Raw genomic sequence first — 12,286 nt, forward strand, 5'->3', positions numbered from 1 at the left:
GCAGGCATGGTTATTCGATTGAGACGCTGGCGGGACAGCGCCCCCCTCGGGCCTGCCGGCCATCTCCCCACAAGGGGGCGATTACGCCGTCATTGACGGTTCAAAGCGCCTTCACGGCGACCTTCACCGGTTGCTCGATCTCAAGCGGGTTGCGCAGCGGCAGGCCGAAATCCTTGGCCTCGATCTCGAAGACGTCGCCGGCTTCGGTCCTGATGCCGTCGGCGAAGGACAGTGTTGCCGTGCCGAACATGTGCACATGGACGTCGCCCGGCTGGCGGAAGGCCGAATATTTGAAGTGGTGATGTTCGAGATTGGCGATGGTGTGCGACATGTTCGCCTCGCCCGAAAGGAACGGCTTTTCCCACAGCAGTTTGCCGTCACGGAGGATGCGCGAGGAACCCCTGACATCGGACGGCAGTTCGCCGATCAGGATCTCCGGCCCGAACGAAGCGTTGCGCAGCTTGGAATGGGCGAGGAAAAGATAGTTCACGCGCTCGGTGACATGGTCGGAAAACTCGTTTGACAGTGTGAAGCCGACGCGGAACGGGACGCCGTCGTCGCCGATGACATAGATGCCGGCGACTTCCGGCTCCTCGCCGGCATCCTGGGCGAAGGCGGGCGACAGAAGTGCCGCACCGGGCGCCACCGCCATGGTGCCGTTGCCCTTGTAGAACCATTCTGGCTGCACGCCCGTCTGGCCCTTGGCGGGCTTGCCGCCCTCCAGCCCCATGCGGAACATCTTCATGGAATCGGTGAGCTGCTCTTCGCGATCGGCATCGAGTTTCTTGTGCATGGCATCGCGGGTCGCGGCGGAGCCGAGATGCGTCAGCCCGGTGCCGGTGAGATGGAGATGCGCCGGGTCGGGATGGTTGATCGGCGATAACAGCCGCCCCTTCTTGTATGCGGCATCGAGGTCGACCGCTTCACCGAAGCCTTTGCGCTCGATGAGGGCGACAAGTCCGGTGCCGGTGCGCGCGGCCTCCATCGCCAGTGAATAGACGCTGCGGGCGCCATTGATGATCCGGGTCTTGCCGCCGTTGCGGGCAATGACGCGGATGGTCTCTGCCTCGTCGAGGATCTGGGAGATCAGCATGATGTACCCTCTCTCAATTGCCTTTGGCCTGGCTGCCGGGTTGGCAAACCTTGACCAGCGCGGCTCGGATGGTATCCGCGCCACTGGTGAACTCTTCGTCCGGATTGCGCTCGCGGGCCCGGTCCCCTTGGGGGACTTCTTTGCGCCGCCCGGCAGCGCCGCGATGTGACCCGTGCCTCCTAAAAGCGCGCCGCGTTTGAAAAGCGGCCCGCTTTAATCCTTGTTTTCATGCATGCCGTTGTCCCAACACGCTGCACACGTTTGGCGACATGCATGAGTCCCCGCGCCCTCAAGCCTTGTTCTTGTTGTAGACGTCGAAGACCACGGCGCCGAGCAGCACCAGGCCTTTGACCACCTGTTGCCAATCGACATTGACGCCCATGATCGACATGCCGTTGTTCATGACGCCCATGATGAAACCGCCCACCACCGCGCCTATAACTTGACCGACGCCGCCCATCGCCGAAGCGCCGCCGATGAACACAGCGGCGATGACGTCGAGCTCGCTGCCGAGGCCGGCCGCCGGCACCGCCTGGCCAAGGCGCGCCGCAATGATCAGCCCGCCGAGCGCCGAGAGCACGCCCATATTGATGAACACCATCAGGGTCAGCCGCTCGGTCTTGATACCCGATAGCTGAGCCGCCTTGGCATTGCCGCCCATTGCGTAGATACGGCGGCCGACCGTCATGCGTTTGGTGACGAAGACGAACAGCGCGATCAGCACGCCCATCACTACGAGAACGATTGGCAAACCTCTGTAGGTGGCGAATTGGTAGACCAGAAAAAGCGCCAGAGCGCTGGTCACCAGGGTCTTGACGACGAACAGCGTGAAGGGTTCGGCTTCGTAGCCATGCCGCTCGCGGCTGCGCCGTGCCTTGAGCCCGAAATAGGCATAGGCGAGCACGGCAACAAGGCCGATCACGATCGTCGTCATGTGCAGCGTCAGCCCGCTGCCGACGATGGTCTTGCCGGCGGCGTTCACGACCGGCGGGATCAGCGTCAACGAGCCGATCACGTCCGGGATGAAGCCGGAACTGAGCGCCTTGAAGCCGGCTGGAAGCGGCCCCACGGAGGACCCGCCACCCAGCAGCGCTTGGCAGATGCCGCGGAAGATCAGCATCCCCGCCAGCGTGACGATGAAGCTCGGTATTCGGTGATAGGCGATCCAGTAGCCTTGTCCCGCGCCGATCGCGCCGCCGATGATCAGGCAGATGATCGACACCACCAGCGGATTGCTGAAAGGGCCGAGAGGCCAGATGACCATCATCATCGCCGCCAGCGCGCCGATGAAACCGGCGACGGACCCGACGCTGAGATCGATATGGCCGGAGACGATCACCAGCAGCATACCCAGCGCCATCACGATGATGAAGCTGTTCTGCTGCACCAGGTTACTCAAGTTCACCGGCTTGAACAGCGTTCCGGACGTCGTGTACTGGAAGAATACCATGATGGCGATAAGCGCCAGGATCAGGCCGTATTCGCGCAGGTTGGTGACCAGCGCCGAGACGGCAACGCGCGGCCCCTGCTGCACATCTTCGGCGACGCCGCTTTTCGGGACGGGAGCGCTTTCGGTGCTCATGATGCTTTTCCTTCTCCGCGAACGATGGCGCGCATAATCTTTTCCTGGCTGGCGTCGCTCGCCGCCATTTCGCCGACGATACGTCCTTCGTTCATGACATAGATGCGGTCGGTGATGCCGAGCAGTTCGGGCATCTCCGACGAGATGACGATGATCGCCTTACCCTCCGAGGCGAGACGCGCGATGATCGTGTAGATTTCATACTTGGCGCCGACGTCGATGCCGCGCGTCGGCTCGTCGAGGATCAGCACCTCCGGATTGGCGAATAGCCACTTCGACAGCACCACCTTCTGTTGATTGCCGCCCGATAGATTGCCGGTCATCTGATAAACGCTGGATGAGCGGATGTTGGTCTTGGCCTTGTAGTCGTTGGCGACGGCGAGCTCGCGCATGTCGTCGATCACGCTATGGCGCGACACGCCGGGAAGATTGGCCAGCGTGATGTTGTGCTTGATATGATCGATCAGGTTGAGACCGTAGGTCTTGCGGTCCTCGGTGACGTAAGCGATGCCGTGTTCCACTGCCTTGCTGACAGAGGAGACATCGATGGGCTTGCCCTTGAGCAGCACCTCGCCCGTGATGCGGCGGCCATAGGAGCGGCCGAACAGGCTCATCGCGAATTCGGTGCGTCCGGCGCCCATCAGCCCGGCGATACCCACCACCTCGCCCTTGCGGACGTCGATGTCGATGCCTTTGATCACCTGCCGCTCGGCATGGATCGGGTGATAGACCGACCAGTTCCTCACCTGGAGCACGATCTCACCGATCTCGGGCTCGCGCGACGGATAACGGTCGTCTAGCGAGCGGCCGACCATCGAGGTGATGATGCGGTCTTCCGAAATGTCTTTCTTGGCCAGCGTCTCGATGGTCCGCCCGTCGCGGATGATCGTCACCTTGTCGGCGACCCGGTTGACCTCGTTGAGCTTGTGCGAGATCAGGATCGAGGTGATGCCATGCCGCTTGAATTCCAGCAGCAGGTCGAGCAGCGCCTGGCTGTCCTTTTCGGACAGGCTCGCCGTCGGTTCGTCGAGGATCAGCAGCTGCACTTCCTTGCTGAGCGCCTTGGCGATCTCGACCAGTTGCTGCTTGCCGACGCCGATATTGGTGATCAGCGTCTTGGGGTCTTCCTTAAGGCCCACCTTCTTGAGCAGCGCGCTGGTGCGCGTCTCGTTGGCGTTCCAGTCGATGACACCGTATCTGGCATGCTCGTTGCCGAGAAAGATGTTTTCGGCGATCGACAGCATCGGAACCAGCGCGAGTTCCTGGTGGATGATGACGATGCCCCGGCGCTCGCTGTCGTGAATGCCCTTGAAATGGCACTCATCGCCGCGATAGATGATTTCGCCGTCATAAGTGCCGGATGGATACACGCCCGACAGCACCTTCATCAACGTCGACTTGCCGGCGCCGTTCTCGCCCACAACGGCGTGAATCTCGCCTTCCTCGACGCTTAGGTTGACGTTCGACAGCGCCTTGACGCCGGGAAACGTCTTGGTGATGTCACGCATCTCCAAAATCGTCGAGGCCATCAGGAATACCACTCCTCCGAGGTCCCGAAACAATACCGGGGTCGCTCGCTAACGAAAAGGGGCCCTGCGTTACGCAGGACCCCGGGTTTACAACTGCCGTTACTTCAGCTCTTCGGCCTTGATGTAGCCGGAATCGACCACCAGGGCCTGGTAGTTCGACTTGTCTACCTCATGCGGCGTCAGCAGGATCGAGGGGACGACCTTGACGTCGTTGTTGTAGGTCGTGGTGTCGAGGCCTTCCGGCTTGCCGCCCGAGAGCACCTTGTCGACGAGCTCGACCGTCGCCTTGGCGAGTTCGCGGGTGTCCTTGAACACCGTCGAGTACTGCTCGCCGGCGATGATCGCCTTGACCGAAGCGGTTTCGGCGTCCTGGCCGGTGACGATTGGCCAGGGCTGATCGGCTGTGCCGTAACCGACTGCGCGCAACGAGGCGATGATGCCGCGCGACAGACCGTCATACGGCGAGAGCACGCCATCGACGCGGCTGCCATCCGAGTAGTTGGCGGACAGCAGATTGTCCATGCGGGCCTGGGCGGTCGCCGCCAGCCAGCGAAGCGTGCCGACCTTGTCCATGCCCATCTGGCCGGACTTCACCACGAGCGTCTTGTCGTCGATCAGTGGCTGCAGAACGGACATCGCGCCGTCGTAGAAGAAGAAGGCGTTGTTGTCGTCCGGCGAACCGCCGAACAGCTCGATGTTGAATGGACCCTTGTTTTCCGGATAGCCAAGGCCCTTGAGCAGCGATTTGGCCTGGATGACGCCGACGCCGAAATTGTCGAACGTGGTGTAGTAGTCGACATTCGGGGTCTTCTTGATCAGCCGGTCATAGGCGACGACGACGACGCCGGCGTCAGCCGCCTTCTGCAGCGCGTCCGACATCGTGGTGCCGTCGATCGAGGCGATGATCAGTGCCTTCGGGCCCTTGGTGATTTCGTTTTCCAGCTGGCTGAGCTGATTGGGGATATCGTCCTGCGCATACTGCAGATCGACAGTGTAGCCCAGAGCCTCGAGCTGGGACTTGACGGCGTCGCCGTCGTTGATCCAGCGCTGCGAGGTCTTGGTGGGCATCAGCACGCCGATGAGGCCTTCGCCTGCCTGCGCCGGGACCGTCATGGCCGCGATGCTAAGGGCCGCGACGGCGGCCAGTGTCTTGATGATCTTCACATTAACTCTCCCTTGTTGATGGACGCGCACCCTGGGTTTCGTGGGCCGCGCGATCGTGCAGGAGCGCCAAAACGCGCCGCTGCCGCCATATCGATCTCCGGTATCCTCCCAATCGGCCCTGAGACTCTGGTTCCAGTCGATGCGATTTTTCTCGCTGGCGACTGTCAAGCCTCAGGACGCGCAAAGGGTGTGGCTCTTTGCCATAACTGTCAAATGCGATCTTTGATGGTTGCTATACCGAAACTGATATATTGAAAGCCGACGAAGACCTGGCCGGATTGCTGGCCGGCGATGAGTGGGGAGCAAACAAAGACCATGGCAGCGCTGCGGAATCCTGGTGGACTTTCAGCCAGTTACGAAGAACCCCCCGGCGACGGAGAAACCCTGCTGCGCAGCGGCCTCAGCCTGCGCCACATGCGTATGATCGCAGCCCTCGATGACCATGGCCGGGTCAGCGCGGCAGCCCAGGTCATGAACATTTCGCAGCCCGCCGCCTCGCGCATGATCGCCGAAATGGAGGCGGTGCTCGATGTCAAGCTGTGCGAAAGGCTGCCGCGCGGCATCACGCTGACGCCCTATGGCAAGGCATTGGCGAGGCGCGCACGTTCGATCCTGCTTGAGATGCGTGAAGTCGACCGCGAGATATCCGAGCTCAAGGCGGGCAAGGGCGGCTCGGTATTCCTCGGCGCGGTGACGGCCCCTGCGATCGAGCTCGCCGTGCCGGCGATCCGCGAAATCCGGCGCATCTATCCGCGCATCGAGATCACCATGCAGGTCGAGACCTCCAATGTGCTGGCGCGCGAGCTGATCGCCACGCGTCACGATTTCATCATCGCGCGCATCCCCGACGATCTCAATCCACGGCTGTTCGAGGCCCGCGTCATCGGTGTCGAAAAAGCCTGCCTGATCGTGCGCCGCGGCCACGCGCTTGCTAAGGGCAAAGCCGTGCGGCTGGAGGAGACCGCCGCCTACGACTGGGTTTTCCAGTCGGGCGGCTCGCCGTTGCGCCAGGCGATGGAAAGCAATTTCCTGAACCGCAACATCGCGCTTCCGGACCGCATCCTCAACACCAGCTCGCTGCTGCTGACCCTGGTCATGGTCGCGCAGTCGGACGCCATCGCGCCGGTGTCGATCCAAGTGGCGAAATTCATCCAGAACCCCGAGGGGCTGGCCGGCGCCATCGACGTCGTCCAGACCGAATTCGACATCGAGGTCAGGCCTTACAGTCTGATCACCGTAAAAAATCGCGTGCTGTCGCCGGCGGCCAAGATGCTGCACGACTTTATTTTGAGAGAGGTAGGCTGACGGCGTTAAATCAAGCAATCCATCGCCAATCCGTTGGACAGCTATCGCAGCTACACGGCGCTTCGTCATGTCGCTTCAATTCAGAATATCGCTGGAGCGAAGGAACCACACAGGGCCGTGCCGCGTCATAGAGGCGGGCTCTTGTTGCAGTCCCAGCGAGGCTATCGATGATCAGGTTTCTTCTCGTCTTAGCCGCGACGCTTGCCCTGGCATGCGGCGGGACGGGGGCAGCCAAGCTGGACCTAACCACCGTCAATCAGGCCCAGTTCGCCGCCGGAGAACCGAAGGGTGTCGATCCGACCGTGCTGAAGGCGCAGATTCTCTTGGATCGCGCCCGCTTCTCGCCTGGGCTGATTGACGGTAGCCTTTCAGCGAACTTCGCCAAGGCAGTCGGCGCCTTTCAGGCGGCGAACGGACTCCCTCCCGATGGCAAGCTCACCCCGGAGACCTGGAGCAAGCTCATGGCAACCTCCACCGACCCGGTGCTGGTCACCTATGAGGTAACGCGCAAGGATGTGCGCGGACCCTTCACCAGGCGTATTCCGGCTCGCATGGAGAGGATGGCCCGTCTGCGGCGGCTCGGCTATCGCACCGCGGCGGAGAGGCTGGCGGAGCGCTTCCATATCAGCGAACAGTTGCTCAGGATGCTCAATCCGGGCATCGGCTTCAGGAAGGCCGGCACGACCTTGGTGGTGCCTGATGTTGGCCGGGGCGATCCTCCCGCTGGGGTTGCCGGCATTGAGGTCGACAAGGGCGCTCGCCTGGTGCGCGTGCTCGACCCTTCCGGCAAATGGCTCGCAGTCTACCCGGCCTCGATTGGGAGCGATGAAAACCCGGCGCCAAGCGGCATGGCGGAGGTCAAGCGCGTGGTGCGCAACCCAACCTATCACTATGATCCGGACTTCGCTTTCAAGGGAGTCAAGACCAAGCGGCCCTTCACCATCGCTGCCGGGCCGAACAATCCGGTGGGATCGGTCTGGATCGATCTCTCCATCGAAAGCTACGGCATCCACGGCACGCCCGAACCGGGCAAGATCGGCACGACCTTCTCACATGGCTGCATCCGACTGACCAATTGGGATGCCGAAGATCTCGGCTCGATGGTGCAGCCGGGCACGAAAGTCGAGTTCAAGAACGAGACCGCCCACACCGTCGACGAGCTTGCTCCGTAGCAAAGCGGACTGGCCAGCAGACCTGTTCCGCAAGCCATTCCTGAGGAAAGTCGCAGAGAATTTGTGGACCTCCGACATCCCAAGTCGAAAGGGATCGGGTCGGGAGTTCCAGATCCATTGACATCAGAGTCCTATGGACCAGACCCGTCATTCAGGCCGGTGGCGATGCCATCAGGCGGTAGAAGACCCGTCCGACGAGCCCGGCAAACGATCGCGAACGGCTTCCTCGGTTCGCTTTGCGGTCGATTCCACAACTTTGCCGACCTTGCCTGCTAACGTATCAGTATCTCCACCCGAGCCTTGCCGGTCGGCCTCTTCCTTGACCGTTTCGTAGGCCTCGGCGGCAACTTGCTTTGCTTGCTCCAGGCCCGTTTCGAAAACCTCCGCCGCGCTGTCGCGAATTTTGTCGCGGTAGGCGCCAAGTTGCTCGTCCTCTGTGGCTGTGTGGGGCAGCATCACCCCGATGGCAGTGCCCAGCGCAAGGCCGACTACGGCGATAGCCAACGGCTCGCGCTCGAAGAGGTCTTGTGCGGATTGGCGCGTCCGAGCCGCTATCTCGCTGGCGCTTGAGCCGAGCTGGCCGGCGGTGCTTGTCATCCTCTCCTTGGCGCCCGTTGCTGCGTTTGCTGCAGCTTCGGCAGCGCTACTTGCTGCTGATGTAACCGAACCGGCGGTGTCTGAGAGCATCGCCCCGATTCCGGACCCTTCGCTACCCTCGCTAAAATCATCGCCGCGCAGGTCGGAGAAAGCGTCAGAAGCCGTGCCTCTCCGATAACCAGCGGCAGCTGAGTTGGTTGCCGACGGGCCGTTGCCGAGCATCAGCCAGGCCAGGCCGGCTCCAATCAATGTCAGCGGCAACGGGTTGTCCCTGACCTGCGACTTGAGGTTGCCAAGCATGGCGGATCCCTCGCCGCCGGCGAACATTCCGGTAAATTCGTCGATCAATTGACCCGGTGTCATCTTGCTGCGGATCGAATCGGCGGTGTCTGCCACTTTGGCTCGGGCGATGTCGGCATCGCGTTCGAGCTCGGCTGCGGATTTGTCGCTCATCTTATTTGATCCTTGATCACGCGCGCGTCGCGCTTGAGTTGGTCTTGTGTGCGATCGGGCGTCAGCTCGGAAGGAGCCATGCTTTTCGTGCCAGAGCGCAAGAGAATGATTCCCAGTACCGCGACGACGATCCCGACCAGCAGCGAGGACCATCCCGCTCCCAGGCCTGCGCTCGCCAGGGCGATTACGAGTGCTTGCAAGAGCACCATCAAGGCCGCGAGAAGGCATATGGCACCGGCCAGAACCTCGGCTGCGCCTGCGCCGGCCTTGCTGATTTTTTCCGACATTTCGGCCCGCAACAGCCTACTTTCGGTTTGAAGCAGGGTTGTGACCTGCTGTGCCAGATCGCTGACGAGGGTTGCGAGGCCGCGACTTTCCTGATCGTTGGTCATGGGTTCCGCTCCAGGCTTGCGCTGGCCCAGTCGTCACCGGCCAAATCTTCACCGGCCAAGCCTTCACCGGCCCTGTCGTCTCTGGGCTGGTTGAAGCGGGACGGCGTCGTGTCAGCTGCCTCAGCCGACCGCGTAGCGGACTCATCCGAGTTCGAAACCGTCTGTGAACCCCCGTCTGTCTGCGATCGACGCTGTGTCTCGGTCCGGGCAGATGGTGGCGAGCTCTTGATAAACCGCCCCAGCGCCAAGCCTGCCAATACTGAACCGGCGATCAGCGCCCCTGAATTTTCGCGGCCGAACGACCGCATCTCGCCAAGAACATCTTCGAATGGTTTGTCCTTCAAGGAAGATGAAAGGCGCTCAAGTGAGCCGGCGGCATCGAGGGTGAACTTCGAAGCGGTCCGTTGATCATTATTGGCCAGATGCTCGCTTGCTGCTCGCAATGCTCCGCTAAAGGCCTTTAGGTTGGAACTGATATCGCGCTGTGTTCCCTCGGCCTTGTCGAACAACGCCTGCTTGGCTTCAGCAGCGTAGTCGCCCGCCTTCCTGGTGAGTTCGTCGCGAGCGTCCTGTAGCGCCTCTGTCGCGGTCTGCGTTTCCTGCTGGAACCGCTCGGACAGTTCGCTTTTGGCTGTTTCGAAATCGGCCGGCTTACGGCCCTGATCGTCTTCGCGCTGCATGGTATTCTCCTAATGGAATCCGAGGAAGGAGAGGATCGCAAGCACGACGACGACAAGGCCGATGAGATAAATGACACTGTTCATGGTGGCAATCTCCTCCATTGCCTAACGAACTTGCCGGGGGCAAACAAGTTCCATCACTTCCAGCTAAATTAGCGATAGTGAAGCAACCGGCGAGCCCGGTGAACTCTCTTGGAAGTTCCCACGCCGTGTGCCGAGATGCGGACCCAGCCGGCCGTGCGGAGATTGGCCCGCCTCTGCGCATCGGATTTCAAGGGCTCAGGTTAGGCTATTATAATAAAGCACCACGTCTAGCTCTCATTAAGGTCAAAGCTCACAGGAAGGTTGTAGTCTATTGCACGATTGGCAATCATGTTCGCTAGGTCGGAATCAGAGACCGAACATGCCGGAACAATCTGTTTGAGCGCCTTAACAGCGATGCCCGTCGATATGAAACTATGGCGCCGCCTGCGAATATTTACGTAATGTTCGATGAGATTGTCGAGTTCACGCATGTGCAATCCTTCTTTGACGTCAACCGTGTCAATTGAACCCAGCTGTAAGCGATCCGGAGAGAGGGCTCATTCACATTGTTTAGTTGACGAGAAATCTTGATGCCGCATTAGCGCGTTGACGCGTCCTGGCCGAGGCGGTCACCGCGGTTCATGGAAGAGATTTAGGTAGGTCGTATCGAAGTCGGCCAGTAAGGCCAATCGCTGGAAATCCAGGATAACAATCCTCCTGTCTTTCCAGCTAACCAGGTCCTTCGCACGAAGTTCCTGCAGCGTCCGGTTCACGTGAACTACTGATAGACCAAGCACGTCGCCCAATTCCGCCTGGGTCAGTGGAATCGCGAACGTCTGGTCAGAGGCCAATCCAACTATCTCTAACCGGACATACAACTCGCAGATTATATGTGCGAGATGCTGTTTGGCGGAGCGACGCCCGAGGCAGGTTATCCAAGTCCTTTGGATTGAGGCATCGATAGTCGTCGAAAGCCAGAGCATCCGGGTGAGATGTGGACTTCCACCCATTGCTGTGAGCAGGTCTTTGTGTCGAATGAAAACAACATCGCACGAACCCAGCGCGCTCACGCTGTGATCCATCACTTTTAGCAGTAAACTATGCAGATCGACAAAGTCTCCCGGCACGTGAATTGCCGTTATTTGACGCTTTCCTTCCCGAATAGCCTGGTTTCGAACTGCGAAACCATTCGCGACAAGACAGCTTTCGGCGGGGCGGGAACCCTCCCTGACGATCTCCTCATCTGGTCCGAAAGTTACCGGCCGGACTGGAAGAGCCTCAATAAGCGCGATTTCGTCTGGCGGCAGGGCGTCGCGGCGGTCAAGCATGCGAACCAAGAGGTCTTTGCCAAACATCGCGGTCCCTTTTGACTAGCAACGCGGATCAGCATCTTTTGTTGCCGCCTCTTATTAGAATCCCGTTATGTTCTATCCAGTTCATATGTGCCCCCGACCTAGACCCGATCATGTGGGCCCTGTGAGTGCCGGCGCCGGCAGGCTCGACTTCATTCCGCCGATGATGCCTACCTTGATAGCCAAGCCGCCCCAAGGGTGACGACTGGTTTTACGAGGCCAAGTTCGACGTCTACCGCTCGCAGATCATCAGCAACCTCAATTCCTTGCAGGGCAGGTGGAGCGGGTAGCGGGAATCGAACCCGCGCGTTCAGCTTGGGAAGCTGACAAGCTACCATTACATCATACCCGCGCAGCAGCCTCGTTACCACGCAAGCCGGCCTTCGGGCAATCGTTAAGCGTGCACTCGTGCCTTCCAGCCATCCGACTGCTACTCCGTCATGGCAAGGGCGCCGGCGTTGCAACATAAGTTGGCGAGCAGACAATCCGGCCAACCCGCCATGCGGAGCAACTGGGAGTCAGCGACCCGCCTTGATGCCAGCGCGGCAAGTGCGTATTTCTGGACCTGTGCCCGAATCGGGGCAACCGAACCTGGAGACACGCCTTGTCCGCACTGACGCGCTTTCTCGGCGATTCGCCGCTCCGGGTGTTCCTGAAGCTGCTGGTGGTATCGTTCCTCGTCGGCCTAGTCATGAACGCATTCGGCTGGTCGCCGATGGATGTGCTCTACGGTATCCGGAATTTCTTCGTCGATCTCTGGAATCTGGGCTTCCGCGCCATTGACCGTTTTCTCGGCTATATCCTGCTGGGCGCGGCGATCGTCATTCCGGCCTTCATCCTCCTCAGGATCGCCAACTATCGGAAATAGAGCATGACCCCGAGCCTAAGGTCAGTGTAGCAAAAGTGGACCGGCTTGCTCCGCTGACCTGTGGTTCGGCAGGGA

General features: G+C 60.5%; 13 protein-coding genes, 1 tRNA gene and 1 pseudogene. 4 read left to right on the plus strand and 11 right to left on the minus strand.

Going from position 1 to position 12,286, the window contains the following annotated elements; translation table 11 throughout:
- Positions 1–100: 100 nt before the first annotated feature.
- Entirely contained in the window at positions 101–1,093 is a 993-nt protein-coding gene (gene araD1 / locus ACWUKX_RS00765) for an AraD1 family protein (protein ID WP_456002964.1), read from the minus strand.
- On the opposite strand from araD1, the gene ACWUKX_RS00770 reads away from it, so the two are divergent.
- Complete coding sequence (locus tag ACWUKX_RS00770; protein ID WP_189522311.1) at positions 1,092–1,262, plus strand: hypothetical protein; 171 nt, start codon at positions 1,092–1,094, stop codon at positions 1,260–1,262. The genes araD1 and ACWUKX_RS00770 overlap by 2 nt on opposite strands.
- 120 nt (positions 1,263–1,382) lie before the next feature.
- Here ACWUKX_RS00770 and mmsB read toward each other — a convergent pair whose 3' ends face one another.
- From mmsB to chvE, 3 genes are all read right to left on the minus strand, one after another.
- On the minus strand, positions 1,383–2,675 hold the full coding sequence (gene mmsB / locus ACWUKX_RS00775) for a multiple monosaccharide ABC transporter permease (protein WP_456002966.1): 1,293 nt from the start codon (positions 2,673–2,675) through the stop codon (positions 1,383–1,385).
- The gene (mmsA, locus tag ACWUKX_RS00780; protein ID WP_029356820.1) at positions 2,672–4,204 is read right to left on the minus strand and encodes a multiple monosaccharide ABC transporter ATP-binding protein; all 1,533 of its coding nucleotides are present in this window, start codon (positions 4,202–4,204) and stop codon (positions 2,672–2,674) included. Before mmsA ends, mmsB begins: the two co-directional genes overlap by 4 nt.
- A gap of 99 nt (positions 4,205–4,303) precedes the next feature.
- On the minus strand, positions 4,304–5,368 hold the full coding sequence (gene chvE, locus ACWUKX_RS00785) for a multiple monosaccharide ABC transporter substrate-binding protein (protein WP_029356817.1): 1,065 nt from the start codon (positions 5,366–5,368) through the stop codon (positions 4,304–4,306).
- A 315-nt stretch (positions 5,369–5,683) separates the two neighbouring features.
- On the opposite strand from chvE, the gene ACWUKX_RS00790 reads away from it, so the two are divergent.
- Both ACWUKX_RS00790 and ACWUKX_RS00795 read left to right on the plus strand, forming a co-directional pair.
- Complete coding sequence (locus ACWUKX_RS00790; RefSeq protein WP_029356814.1) at positions 5,684–6,673, plus strand: LysR family transcriptional regulator; 990 nt, start codon at positions 5,684–5,686, stop codon at positions 6,671–6,673.
- A gap of 167 nt (positions 6,674–6,840) precedes the next feature.
- Positions 6,841–7,845 carry a L,D-transpeptidase family protein gene (locus ACWUKX_RS00795; RefSeq protein WP_456002968.1) on the plus strand — a complete coding sequence of 335 codons (1,005 nt, stop codon included), beginning with the start codon at positions 6,841–6,843 and terminating at the stop codon, positions 7,843–7,845.
- Between the two features lie 171 nt (positions 7,846–8,016).
- Here ACWUKX_RS00795 and ACWUKX_RS00800 read toward each other — a convergent pair whose 3' ends face one another.
- The 7 genes and pseudogenes from ACWUKX_RS00800 to ACWUKX_RS00830 all read right to left on the minus strand — a co-directional run bounded on the left by ACWUKX_RS00800 (position 8,017) and on the right by ACWUKX_RS00830 (position 11,695).
- Entirely contained in the window at positions 8,017–8,895 is an 879-nt protein-coding gene (locus ACWUKX_RS00800; RefSeq protein WP_456002970.1) for a hypothetical protein, read from the minus strand.
- Complete coding sequence (locus tag ACWUKX_RS00805; RefSeq protein WP_029356811.1) at positions 8,892–9,287, minus strand: phage holin family protein; 396 nt, start codon at positions 9,285–9,287, stop codon at positions 8,892–8,894. The genes ACWUKX_RS00800 and ACWUKX_RS00805 overlap by 4 nt, the downstream gene beginning before the upstream one ends.
- Complete coding sequence (locus ACWUKX_RS00810) at positions 9,284–9,967, minus strand: hypothetical protein (protein WP_456002972.1); 684 nt, start codon at positions 9,965–9,967, stop codon at positions 9,284–9,286. The genes ACWUKX_RS00805 and ACWUKX_RS00810 overlap by 4 nt, the downstream gene beginning before the upstream one ends.
- Positions 9,968–10,278: 311 nt before the next feature.
- The gene (locus ACWUKX_RS00815) at positions 10,279–10,482 is read right to left on the minus strand and encodes a hypothetical protein (protein ID WP_456002974.1); all 204 of its coding nucleotides are present in this window, start codon (positions 10,480–10,482) and stop codon (positions 10,279–10,281) included.
- A gap of 138 nt (positions 10,483–10,620) precedes the next feature.
- Positions 10,621–11,061 carry a Crp/Fnr family transcriptional regulator gene (locus ACWUKX_RS00820; RefSeq protein WP_287335786.1) on the minus strand — a complete coding sequence of 147 codons (441 nt, stop codon included), beginning with the start codon at positions 11,059–11,061 and terminating at the stop codon, positions 10,621–10,623.
- Positions 11,062–11,346 (minus strand): annotated as a pseudogene (locus tag ACWUKX_RS00825) (Crp/Fnr family transcriptional regulator); the annotation flags it as partial.
- 275 nt (positions 11,347–11,621) lie between these two features.
- A tRNA-Gly gene (locus ACWUKX_RS00830) sits at positions 11,622–11,695 on the minus strand.
- Positions 11,696–11,947: 252 nt separating this feature from the next.
- On the opposite strand from ACWUKX_RS00830, the gene ACWUKX_RS00835 reads away from it, so the two are divergent.
- Positions 11,948–12,211, plus strand: coding sequence for a DUF6460 domain-containing protein (locus ACWUKX_RS00835; RefSeq protein WP_135933443.1), 264 nt, complete (start codon positions 11,948–11,950; stop codon positions 12,209–12,211).
- The last annotated feature ends 75 nt before the right edge of the window (positions 12,212–12,286 follow it).

This window comes from Mesorhizobium sp. f-mel, assembly GCF_053850215.1.

Excerpts from the sequence above, each read along its gene's own strand:
- ACWUKX_RS00805 (WP_029356811.1), bottom strand. The coding sequence starts at position 9,287 with ATGACCAACGATCAGGAAAGTCGCGGCCTCGCAACCCTCGTCAGCGAT.
- ACWUKX_RS00790 (WP_029356814.1), top strand. The coding sequence starts at position 5,684 with ATGGCAGCGCTGCGGAATCCTGGTGGACTTTCAGCCAGTTACGAAGAA.
- ACWUKX_RS00810 (WP_456002972.1), bottom strand. The coding sequence starts at position 9,967 with ATGCAGCGCGAAGACGATCAGGGCCGTAAGCCGGCCGATTTCGAAACA.
- ACWUKX_RS00770 (WP_189522311.1), top strand. The coding sequence starts at position 1,092 with ATGATGTACCCTCTCTCAATTGCCTTTGGCCTGGCTGCCGGGTTGGCA.
- araD1 (WP_456002964.1), bottom strand. The coding sequence starts at position 1,093 with ATGCTGATCTCCCAGATCCTCGACGAGGCAGAGACCATCCGCGTCATT.
- ACWUKX_RS00815 (WP_456002974.1), bottom strand. The coding sequence starts at position 10,482 with ATGCGTGAACTCGACAATCTCATCGAACATTACGTAAATATTCGCAGG.
- mmsA (WP_029356820.1), bottom strand. The coding sequence starts at position 4,204 with ATGGCCTCGACGATTTTGGAGATGCGTGACATCACCAAGACGTTTCCC.
- ACWUKX_RS00795 (WP_456002968.1), top strand. The coding sequence starts at position 6,841 with ATGATCAGGTTTCTTCTCGTCTTAGCCGCGACGCTTGCCCTGGCATGC.
- mmsB (WP_456002966.1), bottom strand. The coding sequence starts at position 2,675 with ATGAGCACCGAAAGCGCTCCCGTCCCGAAAAGCGGCGTCGCCGAAGAT.
- ACWUKX_RS00800 (WP_456002970.1), bottom strand. The coding sequence starts at position 8,895 with ATGAGCGACAAATCCGCAGCCGAGCTCGAACGCGATGCCGACATCGCC.